At 63.9% G+C, this 20004-nt stretch carries 16 protein-coding genes and 2 pseudogenes; 6 read left to right on the forward strand and 12 right to left on the reverse strand.

The features are described from left to right. Positions 1 to 85 precede the first annotated feature (85 nt). Positions 86 to 1567: an aldehyde dehydrogenase family protein gene (locus P5P27_RS04455; RefSeq protein WP_006897513.1), complete on the forward strand. Its 1482-nt coding sequence runs from the start codon at positions 86 to 88 to the stop codon at positions 1565 to 1567. A 118-nt stretch (positions 1568 to 1685) separates the two neighbouring features. On the opposite strand, the pseudogene P5P27_RS04460 reads toward P5P27_RS04455, so the two are convergent. After that, a pseudogene (locus tag P5P27_RS04460) lies at positions 1686 to 2525 on the reverse strand (ISL3 family transposase); the annotation flags it as partial. Positions 2526 to 2671: 146 nt separating this feature from the next. Between P5P27_RS04460 and istA the strand changes: the two are divergent. Both istA and P5P27_RS04470 read left to right on the forward strand, forming a co-directional pair. Further along, positions 2672 to 4273, forward strand: a complete 1602-nt coding sequence (istA, locus tag P5P27_RS04465) for an IS21 family transposase (protein WP_006898358.1) — start codon at positions 2672 to 2674, stop codon at positions 4271 to 4273. Then, positions 4273 to 5040, forward strand: coding sequence for an ATP-binding protein (locus P5P27_RS04470; protein WP_006898359.1), 768 nt, complete (start codon positions 4273 to 4275; stop codon positions 5038 to 5040). Before istA ends, P5P27_RS04470 begins: the two co-directional genes overlap by 1 nt. 104 nt (positions 5041 to 5144) lie before the next feature. On the opposite strand, the pseudogene P5P27_RS04475 reads toward P5P27_RS04470, so the two are convergent. The 3 genes and pseudogenes from P5P27_RS04475 to P5P27_RS20740 all read right to left on the reverse strand — a co-directional run. Then, a pseudogene (locus tag P5P27_RS04475) lies at positions 5145 to 5621 on the reverse strand (ISL3 family transposase); the annotation flags it as partial. A 212-nt stretch (positions 5622 to 5833) separates the two neighbouring features. Then, entirely contained in the window at positions 5834 to 6187 is a 354-nt protein-coding gene (locus P5P27_RS04480; protein WP_006898361.1) for a hypothetical protein, read from the reverse strand. Positions 6188 to 6216: 29 nt separating this feature from the next. Continuing rightward, the gene (locus tag P5P27_RS20740; RefSeq protein WP_082924098.1) at positions 6217 to 6990 is read right to left on the reverse strand and encodes an AMP-binding enzyme; all 774 of its coding nucleotides are present in this window, start codon (positions 6988 to 6990) and stop codon (positions 6217 to 6219) included. 182 nt (positions 6991 to 7172) lie between these two features. Between P5P27_RS20740 and P5P27_RS04490 the strand changes: the two genes are divergently transcribed. Then, positions 7173 to 8573: an IS1380 family transposase gene (locus tag P5P27_RS04490; protein WP_006898364.1), complete on the forward strand. Its 1401-nt coding sequence runs from the start codon at positions 7173 to 7175 to the stop codon at positions 8571 to 8573. A 265-nt stretch (positions 8574 to 8838) separates the two neighbouring features. Beyond that, entirely contained in the window at positions 8839 to 10239 is a 1401-nt protein-coding gene (locus P5P27_RS04495) for an IS1380 family transposase (protein WP_008382277.1), read from the forward strand. 74 nt (positions 10240 to 10313) lie between these two features. Here the strand turns inward: P5P27_RS04495 and P5P27_RS04500 are convergent, their stop codons facing one another. From P5P27_RS04500 to P5P27_RS04510, 3 genes are read right to left on the reverse strand one after another with little or no spacing between them, the layout of a single operon-like run. Continuing rightward, the gene (locus P5P27_RS04500; protein ID WP_008382279.1) at positions 10314 to 11282 is read right to left on the reverse strand and encodes an IS3 family transposase; all 969 of its coding nucleotides are present in this window, start codon (positions 11280 to 11282) and stop codon (positions 10314 to 10316) included. Further along, entirely contained in the window at positions 11279 to 11572 is a 294-nt protein-coding gene (locus P5P27_RS04505; protein WP_006898371.1) for a transposase, read from the reverse strand. Before P5P27_RS04505 ends, P5P27_RS04500 begins: the two co-directional genes overlap by 4 nt. Positions 11573 to 11606: 34 nt before the next feature. After that, the gene (locus tag P5P27_RS04510) at positions 11607 to 12815 is read right to left on the reverse strand and encodes a hypothetical protein (RefSeq protein WP_008382285.1); all 1209 of its coding nucleotides are present in this window, start codon (positions 12813 to 12815) and stop codon (positions 11607 to 11609) included. Positions 12816 to 13101: 286 nt separating this feature from the next. On the opposite strand from P5P27_RS04510, the gene P5P27_RS04515 reads away from it, so the two are divergent. Beyond that, on the forward strand, positions 13102 to 14037 hold the full coding sequence (locus P5P27_RS04515; RefSeq protein ID WP_006898349.1) for a hypothetical protein: 936 nt from the start codon (positions 13102 to 13104) through the stop codon (positions 14035 to 14037). A 558-nt stretch (positions 14038 to 14595) separates the two neighbouring features. Here P5P27_RS04515 and P5P27_RS04520 read toward each other — a convergent pair. Genes P5P27_RS04520 through P5P27_RS04540 form a run of 5 tightly spaced genes read right to left on the reverse strand, consistent with a single transcriptional unit; the run spans position 14596 to position 19990 of the window. Beyond that, positions 14596 to 15081 carry a MaoC/PaaZ C-terminal domain-containing protein gene (locus tag P5P27_RS04520; RefSeq protein WP_006898348.1) on the reverse strand — a complete coding sequence of 162 codons (486 nt, stop codon included), beginning with the start codon at positions 15079 to 15081 and terminating at the stop codon, positions 14596 to 14598. Then, positions 15078 to 16241 carry an acyl-CoA dehydrogenase family protein gene (locus P5P27_RS04525; RefSeq protein WP_008382198.1) on the reverse strand — a complete coding sequence of 388 codons (1164 nt, stop codon included), beginning with the start codon at positions 16239 to 16241 and terminating at the stop codon, positions 15078 to 15080. The genes P5P27_RS04520 and P5P27_RS04525 overlap by 4 nt, the downstream gene beginning before the upstream one ends. A gap of 23 nt (positions 16242 to 16264) precedes the next feature. Further along, complete coding sequence (locus P5P27_RS04530; protein WP_039867704.1) at positions 16265 to 17062, reverse strand: enoyl-CoA hydratase/isomerase family protein; 798 nt, start codon at positions 17060 to 17062, stop codon at positions 16265 to 16267. Beyond that, positions 17059 to 18732, reverse strand: a complete 1674-nt coding sequence (locus P5P27_RS04535) for a long-chain-fatty-acid--CoA ligase (RefSeq protein WP_006897082.1) — start codon at positions 18730 to 18732, stop codon at positions 17059 to 17061. Before P5P27_RS04535 ends, P5P27_RS04530 begins: the two co-directional genes overlap by 4 nt. Positions 18733 to 18784: 52 nt before the next feature. After that, entirely contained in the window at positions 18785 to 19990 is a 1206-nt protein-coding gene (locus tag P5P27_RS04540) for a thiolase family protein (protein WP_006897083.1), read from the reverse strand. Positions 19991 to 20004 lie beyond the last annotated feature (14 nt).

The raw sequence follows: 20004 nt of genomic DNA on the forward strand, positions 1-20004 counted from the left end.
TGACCAGCACCACACACCACAGGACACTTTCCTGGGCTAAGGAAGCTGAGTACACATTCAAGTTCAGAAAGTTGGTTCTGGGAACATGACGCACTACTCACTCTTCATTGACGGCAAGTCTGTCGATACCGACGAAACCTATGACGTGGTCAGCCCGGGTGATGGCACGGTGATTGCCACGCTAGCCAAGGGAGGAACCGCGGAGGTCGACGCTGCGGTCGAAGCCGCCGCAGCGGCTTTCGCCAGCAGCGGCTGGCGCGAAACTCCGATGCATGAGCGGGCGGCGGTAATCGACCGCGCAGCGGATGCGATCGAAGCCCGCGCCGAAGAAATCAGTTTGCTCGCCTCGCGAGAGAACGGCACACCGGTCAGGCTCGCTCAAGGTCTCTCTGTCGGCTTCCCAGTCATGCATATCCGCTACTTTGCCGACCTGGCGCGACGACACGTCACCGATCAGCCGACCATGGTAAGCGGCAGCGTAGTCGGCATCATTCGTCGTGAACCGATTGGCGTCGTCGCAGGAATCGTTCCGTGGAACTTTCCACTGCTCCTCACGGTGTGGAAGTCGATCCCGGCAATCGCAGCGGGCAACTCTGTCGTGCTCAAGGCCGACGAGAAGACGCCGTCAACGGCTCTCATCTTGGCCGAGGTGCTCAAGGCTGCGGGATTGCCCGATGGCGTATTCAATGTCATCACTGGTGATGGAGCCGAAGTCGGTGGGCATCTTACCAAGCACCCAAAGGTCCGGAAGGTCTCATTCACGGGGTCCACTGCCACTGGACGGACGGTCATGGCGAACGCTGCAGAGCGTGTCAAGAAGGTCACCATGGAACTCGGCGGAAAGGGAGCAAACATCGTGCTCCCCGACGCCGACCTCGACCTGGCGGTAGACGGATCACTCTGGGCCTTCTTGGTCCACGCCGGCCAAGCATGTGAATCCGGCACCCGGTTGTTCGTCCACCGAACCATCTATCGCGAGTTCGTTGATCGCCTTGTCCAGCGCGCATCGCAGCTCACTATCGGTGATCCCACAGATATGAGCACCGACATCGGACCCTTGATGAACCGAGCTCAGCGGGAACGCGTGGAAGGGTTCATTGACAGCGGTAAGAAGGATGGGGCAACCGTCGCATTCCAGGCCGAACTTCCTGCTGACCTGAACAGGGAAGGCATGTGGGTTCCTCCGACAATCTTCACCGACGTCACACCTGACATGAAGATCACTACGGAGGAGATTTTCGGCCCTGTGGTCTCAGTGATGGCATACGACGATATCGATGCCGTCGTGGCAGAGGCCAACACCAGTGAGTACGGACTCTCGGCCGGCGTTTGGACCACCGACTATACGGTCGCAATGGACCTAGCGCATCGACTTGAGGCTGGCACCGTATGGATCAATGACTGGCACGCCCTGTCAGGCCAACTGCCGTTCGGAGGTGTGAAGCAGAGCGGATTCGGCCGTGAGATGGGCCCGAATGCCATCAACGAGTACACCAATGAGAAGTCGATTGCAATTGACTACTCGGGCCGCGATGCCCGCGCGGCGTGGGGACTTACTATCCCGTAAGAAGAATTGTTCGGAATTCTGACCCACTGAGAGTGCCTCGCAACGAAAACTTCGTTGCGAGGCACTCTCGATCCGTCTCGCCCCGGCGGACCCCTCCAGTTAACCGGCCCTTCCGGAATCAGAGTGCATTGATCCGGTCCTGAAGCTGACCGGAGTGGATCAGTGACCGCAAGATGTAGTGGTTGAGGTTTCGGAAGCCCAGGGCGATTCCGCGCAGGTGCTCGAGGCGACCGTTGATGGCCTCGACCGGGCCGTTGGAAGCCCGGGTGTCGAAGTATGCCAGGATCTCGCGGTGGCGCTTCCAGAGAGAGCGTCCGAGCTGCGCGAGCTCCGGGAGTTCCTTGGGTACGCCGGACCGGATCGAGCGCAGGAGTTTGTACATCGCAATCTTGCCCTCCCGTCTGCCCGAGGCCTCGTATGCAGTGATGAGTCGCTGGTAAACGCCATAGGTGACCTCCACCGCCGCGTGCGCATCGTGGGCGGTGAACGCCTTGAACAGGCGGACCTTCTGTTTGTCGGTCAGCAGTTCGACCCGAGTGCGCAGGGTCCGGCGGATCCCGTAAAGGGGATCGCCGGTGCGGCCGCGGTGCCCCGTGGTGGCCTGCTGGATGCGTTGGCGGCACACGGTGAGCTTGTCGGCGGCAAGCTGCACGACGTGAAATGGATCCATCACCGTCCGAGCAGCGGGCACGGTTTTGGCGGCGGCGGCGTGGTAGCCGGCGAATCCGTCCATCGTGACAACCTTGACTCGGTCACGGAACACCTGGTCGCGGGCATCGAGCCACTCGGTGAGCACCTTCGCCGAGCGCCCGGGGACCATGTCCAGCAGGCGCGACGGGCCGGTGCCGTCCACCACCGGGGTCAGGTCGACCAGGACGGTGACGAACGAAGACGAACCGTCGCCGCGGACGTGTTTCCGCTTGTGCTAATCGACCCCGAGAACGCGGACGCCGTCGAAGTGGCAGATAGGGCTAGTGGGTACGCCTAGTCCGGCGATCCGGTACTTCGATTCCGGCGACTCGGTACTCCTTAGGGCGGGCGGGGTGGTCTGCTCGGGGTGAGGCGGCGCGACTGCGCCGCTTCTTCCTATTTGAGGAGGCTGATGTGGCCGAGTACAAGGCCATCATGACGTTGGCGCTGGCCGGGCATAGCTACAGCGAGATCGTCGCCGCCGTCGGGTGTTCGCGTCGGGAGATCGCGGCGGTGAAGAAGACGATCACCGCGTACGGCATCACCGCCGGCCAAGCGTCGTCGATGAACCCGGCCGAGATCGCCGGGATGTTCCCCGACGGGCGCAAACGCGTCTCGGAGGACTACACCAAGCCCGATTTTGATCGGGTGCTGGCGTCGATGAAGTTCAACCGGCACTTCACCATCCAGCAGGCCTGGGGCAAATATCTCGCGGACCCCGTCGGGGCCGGGAAGAAGTACGGGTACTCCCAGTACTGCGCCCTGTTCGCCGACCACGCCCGCATCAAGGACGTCGTGGCCACGCTGCATCACGAACCCGGCAGGACGATGCTGGTCGACTGGGCCGGCGACACCCTCGAGGTCCTCGACGCGGTCACCGGTGAGGTCACCAAGCTGTACTTGTTCGTGGCGGTGCTGCCGTACTCCGGTGCGGTGTTCTGTCGCGGTTTTACGGATATGAAGTCCCCGTCGTGGATCGACGCTCACGTCGCAGCGTTCGACTTCTTCGGCGGGACGCCGCAGATGGTGGTGCCCGACAACCCGACCACCGCCACCCACCGGCAGGCCAAGGGCGAGGCGGCCAGGGCTGTCAACGTCCGCTACCAGCAACTGGCCGACCACTACGGCACCGCGATCGTGCCGGCGCGGGTCCGCAAACCCCGCGACAAAGCGGCCGTGGAGTCAGCAGTGGAAGTGGTCAACAAGCGCGTGATCGGCTACCTCGCCGAGGAGGTGTGGACCACCGTCGAGGCCCTGAACGCGGCGATTGATGACCGCGTCGCCGAGATCAACACCCAGATTCGCCGGGCTGACGGTACGACACGGTGGGAGCGATTCGAGTCCGATGAGGCGCCGCTGCTGGCGGTGCTGCCAGACGACGGGTTCGCCACGGTGGAGTGGAAGCAGCTCAAGGTCGGACGGAACTATCACGTCTCCTGCGATTCGCAGTACTACTCGGTGCCGTACACCTTCGCCGGTCAACTGCTGCGAGTCCGGTTGACCGCGCAGTCGGTGACGCTCTTCGACGGTGACCAGGTCGTCTGCGAGCACCCACGGCGCCACGGCCGCAAAGGCCAGTACTCGACCGTGCTCGCTCACGCCCCGAAGGAGCACCAGGGTATCGACGGTCTGTGGTCCCGGCAGTGGTTCACCGACCGTGCCCGCGGGTTCGGCCCCGCCACTGAGCAGGTGATCGCCCAGATCCTTGATCGTCACGTGATCGAGGCGCAGGGCTATCTGGACTGCCAGAACATCCTCGAAACTCTCGGCAAGCGCAGTCGCCAGCGGCTCGAGGCAGCCTGCCAGGTACTGCTCAACCAGAACAGTGCCGGTAGCTACAGCGTGCTCAAACGCGTCATGGCGAGCATCGACTCCGACCACAAGGCGCCCCGGCCCGTGGTCCCGGCGGCGGCCACACGAAAACCGCCGCCACCGGCCGGGGCCCGAGACGACGGCGCGATTCAAGTCCGCTCGGCCGATCACTATGCGCGCGGCCGCAGCGGGGAGGGCGTGTGATGTTCACCGAGATCGATCACCAGAAGTTCCGCAACCTACGCATCACGCACGTGGCGACCCGGTTCGAGGAGCTCATCAGCGATGAGGCCAATGACGAGCTCACCCCGGAGCAGATCTTCCTCACCGCCGTCGACGACGCCCTAGACCAGCGCCAAGCCCACCGGATCGACAAGCTGATCCGCGCCGCGAAGTTCCCGATCCCGCAGGCCTCGATCGCGGAGATCAACTACCAGGAAGGACGCGGGATCACCCCGGTGCGGATGAAACGCTACGCCGGGCACCACTGGCGCCAAGACCCCACCAACCTGCTGGTCCTCTCACCGACCGGCGGCGGGAAAACCTACCTGGCCTGCGCGATCGGCATCGCCGCCTGCCAGAACGGGCACACCGTCACCTACGCCCGCATGGACGAACTCGCCCGGCGGCTGGTCATCGCCCGCGGCGACGGCATCCGCCACCAAAAAATGCTCAACGACCTGTCGGACGTGGAACTGCTGATCATCGACGACTTCCTCACCGTGGGCATCGACCCCGAGGCCGCGAACGACCTGTTCGCCGTGCTGGCCAACCGGGAGCACCGGCTGCCGACGATGATCGCCTCACAATCCCGACCGGCGTACTGGCTCGAGGCCCTACCTGACCGGGTGGCCGCGGACTCCATCGTCAACCGGCTGGCCAACAACGCCCGCGAGATCAACCTCGGCGAAGTCGACATGCGACGCCAACGCGACGACCAAGCCCGGGCGACCACCGGCTACTGGGAGTAACCCCCGACGGTGCCGGCCCGCCTCACGCGCGGGCCGGTTCCGGGTCGCCGGAACAGCGGTACCAACTCGCCGGACCCGCGGTACCGACAAGCCCTATCTGCCACGAAGTGTCCGGGCTGGTCGTAGACCATGGCGCGAGTCTCGGTGACCGCCAGGTCGTTGACGAGGTCCCATCCCAGCCCGAGTGCCTTGGCGACCGCGGACACGCTGGTGCGGTCGATCGCCAGACGCTGCAGGATCCAGCGGCTGCAGCGGCGGGTGGTCTTGGCCCGCGGCTCGGCCAACGCCGGCATGCGTTGCTGGAAGATCCTCGTGCCGCAGTCATCGTTGTCGCAGACAAAGCGTGGTACCCGCACGTGCAGTCTGGTGGGATGTCCGACGATCGGTAGATCCGTGACCTTCCGCTGGACGTGGTCGCGCAGGCGCCCCGCCATCCCGCACTCGGCGCAGATCGGGTCGAGTGTGACCGGGGCGCAGAACAGGTGCGTGAGCTCGTCGGCCACGGCGGCGTCGGTGATCGTCACCCCGAGCTCGACGGTGCGGCAGATGGTGTCGGCAAGCAGGCTGGCGGTAGCGTTCAAAGCGGGTCCTGGGGTGTTCGATGCGTGGCGTGAGAACCTGCATCGTCACACGCCCCAGGACCCCTACATTTTGTGCCTCACCGCATCACCGGCGAACCCCAGCTACGCACTCCGGATCCGGAAGGGCCACTTATCGCTCGGCTACAGGACGCCGGTCGTGGTCCAAATCGTCGATGGTCAAGGTAGGCCTCTTTCCAGGAGGTAGTGCAGAGTCAGCTGCTGACCGAGCCATAGAAGTGCAGGATCGGCGGCTGGTTCTCGGTATCGAGCGACTCCGACATGTCTAGGGTGCCGTCGGTAAGCGCTGCTCCGAGGCGGTCGACGGTGTCGGCGAGATCGTGGGTTTCGATCTCGTACATTGTCAGATACCTAGTCGGCGGGGCGCCAGAAGCATCGACAAGTTGTTCTTCGGCATACCGGTAACGTTTTCCCGAGACCACACCAGCAATTCGGTCAACGACTTGCGGTATGTGGATGTCGTCATACCAGCGGTTGAACTCGTCCTCCAGATTGTCCTTGGGCTGGACGTGGGCTATCAGAATTGCGCGAACTATGTTATCGGGCATTGTTGATGTCCTTCCAGTGTGAGGTTTCGCTACTGTGGCCGTAGCGAGGCTCGTCGCAGCTTTCCAACTTCGTTGCGCGGAAGCGCATCGACGAAGGTAACGACACGCGGCGATGCATACTTGCCCACATGTTGTGCGACAAGGTCTTTGAGTTGGCGGGTTAGTTCGTCGACGTCTATTCCGGGTTGTGGAGCCACTACGACGGCTCGCACCACATCACCGCGAGCATGATCGGCGTAGGCGACCGCGGCAGCTTCTGTGATTGCGGGGTGCTTGAGAATCGCATCCTCCACCTCGACCGGACTCACGTTATGTCCAGAGGTGATGATCATGTCGTCCGCTCGTCCCTCGATCATCCATCGCCCCTCGCCGTCGATGCGGGCTCGGTCTTCGGTGACAAAGACCTCACCGTGCCAACTTTGCTGCCACTGCGCAGGGGCATTTTCGTAACCTGCGGACATCTGATGCCGCGGTCGACGAACGGCGATGAGCCCGGGCTCATCTGCAAGCGATGGCGAACCGTCTGGGCCGACTAGAAAGGGATCGAAGCCCGGAATCGGGTGGGTGAGCATTCCCGGTCGTGCTGTCGGGCCGGGCCCGAAAGCGTCCCCTAGAACCATGCCGACCTCCGAGAGACCGTATCCGTTGCGGACTATCGGCGCGCCGGTCGATTCCCAGGAACTGGCCACAGTAGCGGTGAGCGGTTCACCTGCGGCGGCGACTGTGCGCAGCGTCTGAGGCACCCCGATCTCCGAAAACACCGGAGCCAGCCGACGGATCGCCGATGGTGCCGTCGCGAGCACACTCGCCTTGGTCTCGACAGCGACCCGGTGCCATGCTTGGGGATTGAAGGGTCCTGAGTAAACCCCGGTGTTTCATGGGGATCTGCGGATCGCTGGGCGCAAATAGACCGAAGTGCTCCCTGAACAGGGGAAACTGGGACTTGTCTAGAGCTACAGTTCCTCAAGCAGAAAGCACTCGGTAGGTGAAGCGTACTTCGTGGTCGTCTGGTCTGTCGTTCTGTGTCGATGATGTCGCGGTGATTTCTCACGCCGGGACCATCGCGCCACGCCTTCTGGCGGATCGCGTCGGTCTGACCGCCGAGCTGTCGGGGGCCATGGCGCAGCGCCGATCCATCCCGATCCATGACCGTGGCAGGGTGTTGACCGATGTCGCGGTGATGCTCACGGGTGGCGGGGAGTCCATCGCCGACATCCGCGTCCTGCGCCACCAATCCACGGTCCTGGGGCCGGTCGCCTCGTCCCCGACGGTGTGGCGCACCCTGGATGAGGTCACCGCCGGTAAACGCAAGAAAATCCAGGTCGCGCGGGCTCGTGCCCGGCGGCACGTGTGGTCCCACCTGCCCGGCGGGGTGCCCGCCTCGAAGTGCGCGGGCCGGGACCTGGGATCGACGATCGTGCTCGACGTGGACGCCACCATCGTGGCCACCCACAGCGAAAAAGAGCAGGCCGCGCCAACCTATAAGCGCACGTTCGGGTATCACCCGATCGGCGTGTGGTGCGACAACACAGAAGAGTTCCTCGCCGCGAGCTTGCGGCCGGGCAACGCCGGGTCGAACACCGCTGCCGACCACATCGATGTCCTGGGCCAGGCGATTGCGCAGGTCCCCGCCGCTCACCGGCGTGATGTGCTGATCCGCTCCGACGGCGCCGGCGCCTCCCACGCCCTGCTGGAATGGATCACCGACCAGAACCGCGTCCGCGGTCGGCAGGTGGAGTACTCGGTCGGATTCGCGGTCACCAACCCGATCCGGCGGGCGATCGCGATGGCTCCCGAGGCAACGTGGGGGCCGGCGTTGAACCAGGGCGGGGACCTGCGGCCCGGGGCTGAGGTCGCCGAGCTGACCGGGTTCCTCTCCCCACGGATGCTCGCCAAGTGGCCAGACGGGATGCGGGTCATCGTCCGCCGCGAACGACCCCACCCTGGCGCCCAACTGTCGATGTTCGAGGAACTCGACGGGTGGCGCTACCAGGCATTTGTGACCAACACCGCCGTCGGTCAACTGCAGTTCCTCGAAGCGCGGCATCGGGCGCACGCCCGCGTGGAGGACCGGATCCGACACGCCAAAGACACCGGACTCGGCCGCCTTCCTTCGCGGGAATTCGCGGTCAACCAGGCCTGGCTCGTCGCGGTCATGATCGCCGCAGACCTCATCGCGTGGACGCGGCTGCTGGCCTGCATCGGCGAGGCCGCCGTTCTCGCCTTGTGCGAGCCCAAAGCGATGCGCTACCGATTCCTGCACGTCGCGGCCCTGCTGACCCGCAGCAGCCGCCGACGACGCGTGAAAATCCCCGAAACCTGGCCGTGGGCCGTCGCCATCGAGGCGGTGTTCCACACGATCGCCGCGATCCCCAAACCCGCCTGACCTCACCTGCCCGCCCACGACAGCACCACCCGGAGACCCGCCCACCGGCAGCGCTAGCCGGAGCTTCCGCACGCCTACTCGCCAATCAGGACGCGACATCCGTAGAGAACCGAATCTCCCACACCCCATGAATCAGGGGGGCTAGCCCCGGTGTTTCATGGGGATCTGCGGATCGCTGGGCGCAAATAGACCGAAGTGCTCCCTGAACAGGGGAAACTGGGACTTGTTTAAGGTTCCTGATCCTCAAGCAGAAAGCACTCGGTAGGTGAAGCGTACTTCGTGGTCGTCTGGTCTGTCGTTCTCCGTCGAGGATGTCGGGGTGATTGCTCATGCCGGGGTCATCGCGCCGCGTCTTCTGGCTGATCGCGTCGGCCTGACCGCCGAGCTGTCGGGGGCCATGGCGCAGCGCCGATCCATCCCGATCCATGACCGTGGCAGGGTGTTGACCGATGTCGCGGTGATGCTCACAGGTGGCGGCACGTCCATCGCCGACATCCGCGTCCTGCGCCACCAATCCACTGTCCTGGGTCCGGTCGCCTCCTCTCCGACGGTGTGGCGCGCCCTGGACGAGGTCACCGCTGGTAAACGCAAAAAGATCCAGGTCGCGCGGGCCCGTACGCGGCGGCATGTGTGGTCCCAGCTGCCCGGCGGGGTGCCGGCCTCCAAGTGCGCGGGCCGGGATCTGGGGGACACGGTCGTGCTCGATGTGGACGCCACCATCGTGGTCACCCACAGCGAGAAAGAACAGAGCGCGCCGACCTACAAGCGCACCTTCGGCTACCACCCGATCGGCGTGTGGTGCGACAACACAGAAGAGTTCCTCGCTGCGAGCTTGCGGCCGGGCAACGCGGGGTCGAACACCGCGGCCGACCACATCGACGTCCTGGGGCAAGCCATCGCCCAGATTCCCGCCGCCCATCGGCGTGATGTGCTGATCCGATCCGACGGCGCCGGCGCCTCCCATGACCTGTTGGAGTGGATCTCCGAGCAGAATCGGATCCGTGGTCGGCGGGTGGAGTACTCGGTCGGCTTCTCGATCACCGCCGGAATCCGCCGGGCCATCGCGATCGCCCCCGACACCGCGTGGGGGCCAGCGTTGAACCAGGGCGGGGACCTGCGGCCCGGGGCTGAGGTCGCCGAGCTGACCGGGTTCCTCTCCCCACGGATGCTCGCCAAGTGGCCAGACGGGATGCGGGTCATCGTCCGCCGCGAACGACCCCACCCCGGCGCCCAACTGTCGATGTTCGAGGAACTCGACGGGTGGCGCTACCAGGCATTTGTGACCAACACCGCCGTCGGTCAACTGCAGTTCCTCGAAGCGCGGCATCGGGCGCACGCCCGCGTGGAGGACCGGATCCGACACGCCAAAGACACCGGACTCGGCCGCCTTCCTTCGCGGGAATTCGCGGTCAACCAGGCCTGGCTCGTCGCGGTCATGATCGCCGCAGACCTCATCGCGTGGACGCGGCTGCTGGCCTGCATCGGCGAGGCCGCCGTTCTCGCCTTGTGCGAGCCCAAAGCGATGCGCTACCGATTCCTGCACGTCGCGGCCCTGCTGACCCGCAGCAGCCGCCGACGACGCGTGAAAATCCCCGAAACCTGGCCGTGGGCCGTCGCCATCGAGGCGGTGTTCCACACGATCGCCGCGATCCCCAAACCCGCCTGACCTCACCTGCCCGCCCACGACAGCACCACCCGGAGACCCGCCCACCGGCAGCGCTAGCCGGAGCTTCCGCACGCCTACTCGCCAATCAGGACGCGACATCCGTAGAGAACCGAATCTCCCACACCCCATGAATCAGGGGGGCTAAAGTGGCCACTGCAATTAAGCGGCGAGTCGTATATGTCTCTGAATCCTAGTTCAAACTCGGCTGGTGTCAAATAGCCCAGTGTGGAATGTCGTCGGGCCCTATTGTAGTACTCCTCAATCCAGGTGAATGTGCTCTTTTTGAGTGCTTTTAGAGTGGGCCACGGGCGCGTGTGAATGAGTTCCTTCTTGTAGCTCGCGAAGAATGATTCTGCGACCGCGTTGTCGAAACAAATGCCAGTGCGCCCCAATGATCGTCGGATATTGTTTTTCGTGCAGTACTTATCGAAGTCGGTGGACGTGTATTGAGTTCCGCGATCGCTGTGGAATATGACTTTTCCGGGTGGTCGACGACGAGCGATGGCCATGTCCAGTGCGTCGGTGACCAGCTCGGTTCGCATGTGGTCGGCCACGGCCCATCCGACGACCATCCGGGAGTGCAGATCGATGACGGTGGCCAGGTACGCCCAGCCGTTCCAGGTCCGTACGTAAGTAATATCGCCGCACCATTTGGTGTTCGCCTCGGCCGCCGTGAAGTCGCGGCCGATGAGGTCAGGTGCCCCAACGGGGCTGTCTCCGGCGACGGTGGTGCGTTTCCACGCCTTCGGGTGGCGGCCTTCCAGACCTGCGACCTTCATGAGCCGCCACACCCGCTTGTGCGAGACCCGGTGGCCGCCGGCGGCGAGTTCCGCACGCATGCGCCGAACGCCGGGACGGCCGTTGAGGTGCTCGTAGTGGTACTCGATCAGCGCTGTTAACTCGTCGTCTCGGAGGTCTCGAGCTGAGCGCGACTTGCCGCGCCACTTGTAGTAGCCAGAAGTCGATACGCCGAGTTGAGCACACATGAACGTGACCGTATATGAATCGGATTCAGCCCAGTCCGCGATAGCCGCGAATTTCACCGCGGGTCTTTCGCGAACCAGGTCGCTACTTTTTTTGCGAACTCCACCTCCATCCGGGCGTGCTTCACTTCTTCGCGAAGGCGCTCGAGTTCCGCCCGCTCGTCCTCATTCAACGGGCGGTCAGACTCACCGTTTCCCTCGTCTCGAGTCTTCTTCACCCATTTCCCCAACGTCATCTCGTGAACGCCGATACTGCGTGCAACTTCGGCGATCGCACGGCCATCATCGATGACCAAACTTACCGCGTTGGCCTTGTACTCGGCAGTGAAGCTCCGACGAGTAGATCCCATAATCCGCTCCCTCTATCTTGGGGGAACTCACCGCTCATCTCCGGGTGTCCACCAGAGCGGGAACGGTCCAGATAAGGTCGCCTGGCAACTGGCCATGGACGTCCCAGTTCATACGGAAGTCTGCTTCGACTTCGACGGGCCCGAAGCGGGCCCTAAGTGCAAGCTCCACCTTGCCGGTCCGGTCAGCCCAGACGATTCGCTGGCCGCCGCGCACCCCCGACGTGAAGCTCTTCCGCTCCAACCGCAGTTCGGCGACGACATCACCTGTAGCGTCTCGGACTCCAACGGTGATACTAGATGCCGGTTCCGGACCGCCCGCTTCGGCCGTGATGGCGGTGAAGTGGATCTCAGCATTGTCAATAGTGCCGCCGAGCCCGCCGGGGAGGTTGAGTTCTGCGGACGCAGCAGACGAGGGAATCGTGAGATCTGTTCCGAAATTGAGAAACTGCTCGAAGCTCTCGGCGAGTGCCGGGTCGCCGGTTACGTCGACCTGCACGGTAGTGGTTATCGGACGCTCGCTGAGGGCGGCAGCGAACTTTGCATACACCTTGATGTGAAGCCACATGGGGCCGTGTTGCTCGGCTGCGACAGCGACCAGCCAGGGCTCGTCGACTTGGTGTGGGGGGCAATCGGATGTTCCGAAGTGGTACCGGTAGTGAGGGTCATTGTTTGCTGCACGTTGCAAGATCCTGATTCGTTCGCCGACGTCGGCAGGTTGCAAACGAGTCCCGCTAGCAAGGGTCGTGTCACCGCGAATGATGGCGGTAAGTTCGGCGAGTTGATCAGCGAAACGGTCTTTGCCCCCTTTGAGGTAGTAATCGATGAGCTCCTGGTGGCGTGCTGCGAGAATATCGAGCTGAGTCAGGCCCATCCATGACCACGTCGGGATACCCAGAGATTTGATCTCCTCTTCGATGCGAGCGCGGTATCCGGGGGTTGAATCGCGGGGGATCACAAGGTGCCACTCGGTGATCGTCCATCCTTCTTGCCTTGACGTTTCTGCGACCGCCCTGAGCGACTTCCTCACTTGTCGGAACTCTGCACCGGCAAACTTCAGGGGGAAGTTCTTGACTTGAAATACCTTGCGCTGGCTGTCGCCGTCGGGAACGAAGACATCGATGCCGCCGTCCGGGCCAGGTGTGAACTTCTGCCCCAGCGGGTGGTCGGCGCACACCAGCATCGCGACGGTGTGTTCGAACTCGCCGCTGTCGAGGCGAGACCAAGGGACGCGTTCAGAGGACATGGATTCGCCAGGTACTCATCAGGACTTCATCGCGCGAGGGCACCGATCCAGTATCTCAATCGACTACGACGCAGGTTGACGAACAGCTGCTGCGCCGGGGGTGGGGAAGAGTTCGCCCGCTGCTCAGCGTCGACAGTGAGGCGGATGTCAGTCGAAGGCGCGCGACTCGCCTCCCAATCAGTCGGCCGAGAATCGATGCCGCAGGTCTTGTCGGCGCCCAAGCCTATGCTGAGTACCGAGCCATGGAGCGTCGGCTTCGGGCCCGGTGAAACGGAGTGAGTGCCACATGCAAGCTGAGGTCACTGGAGCAGGTTTTCGAGAGGATCAGCTGACCGCGATCGAAGCGGGGCTGAATGCAATGTCAGAGCCGGACGCCCGGGTTGTGATTGTTGATAACTTCGTTGACACCGTTCAGCGACTCACCCAGAACCCCGCCTATTCGGCTGGCAGGGGAGCGGGAATCGTCGCTGCAAAGACGATCCACACATCTACAGGCGAAGTTATCGTCTTTAACGCACCTGAACTGCGCAATCGAGACAATCTCCTGTTGGAGAGGCTAGCGGCCCATGAGGCCGGCCACGTCAAACTCGGCAAACGCGGCGAGGGCGTGATAGGCCGCCAGCACCTCGTTGACTCCGAGTGGCGTTGGCTGCTGATGTGCCTCGGAGCCCTGGCCATTGATGAACTTCGGATCGAGCGTGGGCTCGCTGACCTTGGGTATCCGGTCGCAATGACCGGCGACGTTGATTACATTGATGAGGCAATGTTCTGGCTGAACTGCGAACTCATGAATGCCTTGGTCGACCCGGCCAGCTCAGACGTGGAGAAGTTTCAAGGCGCCGTCATGTCAACGCAAGATTGGCTGACCAAGCACCTTGCATATGTTGCCGCATACGCTTCTAGCCCGACGCTCGATTTATCAGCTCTGTCGAGCCATTCGAGACAGAACTGGGATGATTACATCGCGGCACATTGGGGCAAACGTGTTGCCTTCTACGAAAACATCCCGGACGTCCGCACGGCACTCGACGCCTCGGAACTGGACTCAATCCTGCTTTCGGCTATCGATATTGAGGCGGATCTGCTCAGCTCACTTGGATTTCGACTTTCTGACGGTGGCCACGGTCAAGGATATGCCTTCCGTCGAGTCTCCAGCGATTCTCAATGTGCTCGTCGGCTGCAGCGCGCGCGAGAAGCGTTCGCGCTGCGAGACAGTGCCTGAGGTGGGGGAATCCGCACTGGTGGCGCACCATATTCGATGGTGAGCTATGCGGCGGACAGTCCCGCAGAGGTGAGGCTGTCATTGGTCAGTGGGATCGCACTGGAGGTGATTCCGGTAAGCAGTTCTAACACTTGATGTTCCGTTTTCGGGCCAGGATGATTTTAAGTCCGTCGACGCCACAGAGACTGTGGCGGGGTGCTTACAACGCAGCCGAAGACGACTGGAGTAGTGGTGACCGGCATGCGGTCAGGTGTCGATTCATCAGATGCAATACGCATACTTCTACTTGTCATAAGGTCTGGTTACCGGTGCTCGATGTGGGTGGCAAGGCGACACGAGTTTTCGGACACTGCTGCCCTGCGGAAACGACTGGTTCTGTGAGTGTCGCGAAATCGATCGCTAGCTAGCGGACGCGCTCGGACGGGGGTTTGACTACCTTGAGCCACCGTCGTGAGGTGGGGTCGTCACGTCCCACGCTGACTTGCGGATACGAGATGAAGGTCGCTTCGTCGATGTAGGGCGGGACCGTTGCTCTTTCTGGTGACGTCCTGCCGTGTGTCAGTTGAAGCCTCCGGACGGTGTCGTGGCCTGCTCTCTTTGCCACATGACGATGGTCAGTTCGGCGTAGAGGACGGTGTGGTCGTCCTGATCGGTCAGCCGCATTTCTATCTTCACTCGTCCGCGTGTTCCGTCGAGAGTGATCTCGGCAATTTGGGCGGTTCCGGTGAGAACGTTGCCGGGTCGGACGGGCGCCGGGAACCGTACCTTGTCGAATCCGAGCCCGGCGATCACTGCCCATTGGTTGAGCATTGTTTGTGTGAGCAGCCGTTGAGCGATGGCAATGGTGTGTACCCCGCTGGCGATGAGTCCGCGGAAGTGACCCTGGTTGGCGGCGTCCTCATCGATGTGAAACCACTGTGCGTCCCAGCGGGTGGCGAAATCGACCAGTTCGGCCTTGGAGACGGTGTGATCGCCCAGTTTGTGAATCTGGCCCGGGGTGAAGTCTTCGGCGTAGACGGACGGACTTGGGGGAGTGGCGTTCACAGCGACCTGGCTACGAGCAGCTTCATGATCTCGTTGGTGCCGCCGTAGATCCGCTGCACGCGGGAGGCGGTGTACATCTGGGCGATGGGGTACTCCATCATGTAGCCGTAGCCACCGAACAGCTGTAGGCACTTGTCCACCACGCGGCACTGCATGTCGGTGGCCCACAGCTTGATCATCGAGGCGCCGGCGGCGTCGAGGGTGCCGTCGATCTGGCGGCGGATGCCGTCGTCGATCAGCGCCTTGCCGGCGTAGACGTCGGCCTTGCACTCGGCTAGTACGAACTGGGTGTTCTGGAAGTCCAGGAGTTTCTTGCCGAACGCATCGCGCTCTTTGACGTACCGGATGGTCTCGATCACCGCGGCCTCGGCCACTGCCACGCCGGCGACTCCGATGATGAGTCGCTCCCGCGGCAACTGGGTCATGAGTTCGGCGAAGCCGGAGCCCTCCTCGCCAAGGATGTTCTCCACCGGTACCCGCATGTCGTCAAAGAAGAGTTCGCGGGTGTCCCATCCGTGCATGCCGATCTTCTCGAGGACGGCGCCGCGGGAGAAGCCCGCGACGTTATTGTCGACCTCGGCGACTAGTAGGGAGATGCCCTTGCCGCCGGCCGCTGGATCGGTCTTGGCCACGATGACAACCAAGTCGCAGTGGGTGCCGTTGGAGATGAAGGTCTTGGCGCCGTTGACCACGTAGTGGTCGCCGTCGCGGATCGCTGTGGTCTTGACGTTCTGCAGGTCTGAGCCGGTACCAGGCTCGGTCATGGCGACGGCCACCACTTTCTCGCCGGAGGCGAGCCCGGGTAGCCAGCGGCGCTTTTGCTCCTCGGTCCCGTAGGCGTTGATGTAGTGGCTGACGATCGTGGAGTGCACGGTGAAGCCGAACGCGCTGTCGTGCGCGTACGCCAGTTCCTGGGCCACTACAGCCTCGTGGCCGAAGTCGCCTCCCCCGCCGCCGTCCTTTTCGGCGATGTCGGTGAGCAGTAGGCCTGCCGCTCCGGCTCTGTTCCAGAGTTCGCGGTCGACGTGGCCCTGCCGGGCCCAGTCCGCCTGGCGGGGGGTGACTTCTCTGGCGAAGAAGGCGCGGGCGTGGTCCCGTAGCAACTCGTGGGACTCGGTTTGCCAGGTGGGGCGGTGGTCGGGGAACAGGGTGGTGGTCATGATCTTGTCCTTGTCGGGCCGGGTCAGCGGCCGGTGAAGTTCGGCGAACGCTTGGCCACGAAGGCGGCCTGGCCCTCGTGGCTGTCGTCTGAGGCGAGTGAATAGACGAAGTTGCGCTTTTCGTGCTCGAGCCCTGCGGCTATCGACCCGGTCTGCGCGGCCAGGGCGGCGTCTTTGGCCAGGGCCACGGCCAGCGGGGAATTAGCCGAGATCCGCTGCGCCAGGGCGATCGCCTGTTCGACGACCTCGTCGTCGTCGACCACCTTTCCCACCAGGCCGAGGGTGGCGGCCTCGGTCCCGGTGACCAGGTCGCCGCTGAGCAGCAGTGCCATGGCGCGAGGTTTGCCGAGCGCCCGGATGAGTCGTTGGGTGCCGCCGCCGCCGGGGATGACGCCGAGCTTGACCTCGGGTAATCCAAGGCGGGCACCCTGGCCGACGATGCTGGTGTCGCAGGCCAGGACGAGTTCGAGCCCGCCCCCCAGGGCCAGGCCCTCGACGGCTGCGATCACCGGTTTGGGGAAGTTCTCCAGGTCGGCCCATAGAGTCCCCCCGGAGGCCCGCCGCTGCCCGATCAACGGATCGGCCCGCAGGGCGTCGAACGCGGTGATGTCTGCTCCAGCGCAGAACACGCCGCTCGCGCCGGCCAAAACTATGGCGCGCACGGAGTCATCGGTCCGCAGCTCGGCTAGGTGCCTGTTCAAGGCTGCGAACACCGCGGCGTTCAGTGCATTCCGGGCCTCGGGTCGGTTGATGCGCAGGATCGCGACGGCTCCGCGTCGTTCGCTGCGCACCACATCATCGTGTCCGCTCCGGTTGTTCATTCCTCGGCTCCCCGGTAGAGATCGGCGTGGTCGGTGCGTAGCGTCTTTTTGTCCAACTTGCCGACGCTGGTGCGCGGCAGCGCGTCGGCGAAGATGACGATGTCGGGCAGTTGCCACTTGGCGAACTTGTCTTCCAACACGGCGTGGATGTCGTCGACGTCAAGATCGGCACCGTCTTCTTGGACGACGATCGCAACCGGGCGCTCTTGCCACTTGGGATGCTCGATCCCCACCACGGCGGCTTCGCGGACCTGTGGGTGGGCGACGATCGCGTTTTCCATGTCGATCGAGGAGATCCATTCGCCGCCGCTTTTGACCACGTCCTTGATGCGGTCGGTCAGCTTGAGGTAGCCGTCGGGGCGGATCGTGCCGGCATCGCCGCTGCGCCACCACCCATCGGCGAACGCGCCGCCTTTGTCTTCCATCTTGTGGTAGCGCTCGATGATCCACGGGCCGCGCATGAGCACCTCGCCCTGGGAGACACCGTCGTGGGGTAGTTCGGTTCCGTCCGGTCCGACGACCTTGATGTCGATCCCGTTGACCAGCAGACCCTGGGCCCGCTTGAGATCCCACTTCTCCTTCTCACTGAGCACGTCCCGCAGCGTGTGCTTCAGGCCTGCGTTGACGGTGACCAGCGGAGTGGTCTCCGTGGCGCCGTAGGCGTGGATGATGTCGGCGCCGGTGAGGTCATGGAAGCCGCGCATGAGCGTGAGCGACGGTTCGGTCGCCCCGGACAGCAGACGGGCGCGGCTGAAGTCCGGGCGCGTCTTGAGTGTGCGGATGTAGTCGAGCATCGGCTCGAAGATCGCGGGGGCACCGTTGGCTACGGTGACGGACTCGGAGATCATCGCGTCAACCAGCACAGAGGTGTCCTCGGCCGTATACCGTCCGGGCAGCACGACCTTGGCGGCCGAGTAGATGGCCGACTGCGGCAGTCCCCAGCCCTGGCCGTGGAACATCGGGGTGATGACCATGACGGTGTCGTCGTCGCCCATCTTCAACTGCGCTGCCTCGGCAAGAGTGTGGAGGTAGATCCCGCGATGGGAGTAGTACACGCCCTTGGGGCGGCCGGTGGTGCCGGTGGTGTAGCACGCGCTGTACGCCGAGGTTTCGTCGATCATCGGCCAGTCGAAGGTCGATTCCGCGGCCGTCAGCGCGTCTTCCCAGTGGACGACCCCGGGCAGGGTGGTGGAGATCTCCGAGAGTGGCTTGTCCGTCATGACCACCCAGGTCTTCACCCCGACGCCCTGCTCGACCAGCGCCTCGGCCACGGGCAGCAGGGACTCGTCGACCAGCACGATCGAGGCTTCGGCGTGGTCGGTGACATAGGCCAGGTCCACCGGGGCGAGCCGCAGGTTCATCTGCAGCATCACCGATGCGATACCGGGAATCGCCCAGTACAGCTCCATATGGCGTTTGGAGTTCCAATCCAGGATTCCCACCACCGTTCCGGGGCCGGCCCCCAGCCCGGTGAGCGCGTGGGCTGACTTCCCGACCCGCTCGAACATGTCTGCGTAGGTGTAGCGGTCCCAGCCCCCGTCGATGGTGCGGAATACGATCTCCTGCTCGGGGTAGGTCCGGGCGGAGTGCCGCAGCAGGGTGGTGGTGTTGAGCTGGTAACTGTCACCGTGTGTCGACGGCAGACCGGTGACGATGGGGTGGGACGTCATGTTGGTGCTCCTGAAGTGGGGTTGGGACGGTGGCTGGGACGGAGGGGGCTCGTCAGAGGCGTTCGATGATGGTGGTGTTAGCGGTGCCGTGGGCTTCGCAGATGGTCTGTAGCCCGTATCGGCTGCCGGTGCGTTCGAGTTCGGTCAGCAGGTCCGTCATCATGCGGGCGCCGGTGGATCCGAGGGGGTGGCCGACAGCCACCGAGCCGCCGTTGACGTTGAGTTTGTCGTCGGGGACGCCGAACTCTTTTTGGAACATCAGCGGTACTCCCGCGAACGCTTCGTTGACCTCGAACAGGTCGATATCGTCCACCGTGAGCCCCGACCGGTCCAGGGCCTTGCGGGTGGACTCGAGGATTGCGGTGAACTGGATGATCGGATCGGCCGCGGCGACCGCGTGGACCACGAAGCGGGCGCGGGGGGTGAGCCCGTGGGCCTCGGCGAACTCGCGGTCGGCGATGAGTAGTGCGGCGGCGCCGTCGCTGAGCTGGGAGGAGTTGGCTGCGGTGGTCTTGCCGTCTTCGGCGAACACCGCCCGCAGGGACGCCATCTTCTCTGGGTCGAGCTCGGCCCGGATCCCCTCATCCGCGGTCACGGGCTCGCTGGAGTCATCGAGCGGGTCGCGGCGCAGCGGAACCAGCTGGGTCTCGAAGCGGCCGTCGCGGGTGGCAGCCAGCGCCCGCTCGTGGCTCCGGCGGCTGAAGGCGTCGAGTTCCTCCCGGCTGAGGTCGAAGCGGGTGTTCATCAGCTCACTGGACGGGCCTTGAACCAGCAGTCCGCCGTCGTAGCGGGCCAGTTCGCGGGGGGAGTATTGCGGGCCTAGCGGGGCGCCGGGTTGTAATGAGGATGGCAGCGCCACCTGTGACATCGACTCCACGCCGCATGCGATGGCGAGGTCGTAGGACCCCGCCTCCACACCGTGGGCGGCAAATGCGACAGCTTGCTGCCCCGAGCCGCACTGTCGGTCCACGGTCACGGCCGGCACCGAATCGGGCAGGCCGGAGGAGAGCACCGCATGGCGAGCGATGTTGGAGCTCTGCTGGTCGTGCGTCATCACACAGCCAGCGATCACGTCGTCGATTTTCTCCGGCGCCACATCACTGCGGCGAACCAGTTCACTGAGGGTGGCCCCCAGCAGATCGGCGGGATGCCAGGCGGCCAGCGCCCCGCCGCGCTTGCCGACCGGGGTCCGGACGGCATCGACGATCACGGCCTCGCGGGTGGCTCGGGAACTACGGGGCTGGGGGGAGTCGGTCATGACTGGGTCCTTCC

The sequence above is a fragment of the Gordonia sihwensis genome (assembly GCF_029632925.1).
Lineage (GTDB): Bacteria > Actinomycetota > Actinomycetes > Mycobacteriales > Mycobacteriaceae > Gordonia > Gordonia sihwensis.

Excerpts from the sequence above, each read along its gene's own strand:
- P5P27_RS04455 (WP_006897513.1), top strand. The coding sequence starts at position 86 with ATGACGCACTACTCACTCTTCATTGACGGCAAGTCTGTCGATACCGAC.
- P5P27_RS04470 (WP_006898359.1), top strand. The coding sequence starts at position 4,273 with ATGTTCACCGAGATCGATCACCAGAAGTTCCGCAACCTACGCATCACG.
- P5P27_RS04480 (WP_006898361.1), bottom strand. The coding sequence starts at position 6,187 with ATGCCCGATAACATAGTTCGCGCAATTCTGATAGCCCACGTCCAGCCC.
- P5P27_RS04505 (WP_006898371.1), bottom strand. The coding sequence starts at position 11,572 with ATGGGATCTACTCGTCGGAGCTTCACTGCCGAGTACAAGGCCAACGCG.
- P5P27_RS04510 (WP_008382285.1), bottom strand. The coding sequence starts at position 12,815 with ATGTCCTCTGAACGCGTCCCTTGGTCTCGCCTCGACAGCGGCGAGTTC.
- P5P27_RS04515 (WP_006898349.1), top strand. The coding sequence starts at position 13,102 with ATGCAAGCTGAGGTCACTGGAGCAGGTTTTCGAGAGGATCAGCTGACC.
- P5P27_RS04525 (WP_008382198.1), bottom strand. The coding sequence starts at position 16,241 with ATGACCACCACCCTGTTCCCCGACCACCGCCCCACCTGGCAAACCGAG.
- P5P27_RS04530 (WP_039867704.1), bottom strand. The coding sequence starts at position 17,062 with ATGAACAACCGGAGCGGACACGATGATGTGGTGCGCAGCGAACGACGC.
- P5P27_RS04535 (WP_006897082.1), bottom strand. The coding sequence starts at position 18,732 with ATGACGTCCCACCCCATCGTCACCGGTCTGCCGTCGACACACGGTGAC.
- P5P27_RS04540 (WP_006897083.1), bottom strand. The coding sequence starts at position 19,990 with ATGACCGACTCCCCCCAGCCCCGTAGTTCCCGAGCCACCCGCGAGGCC.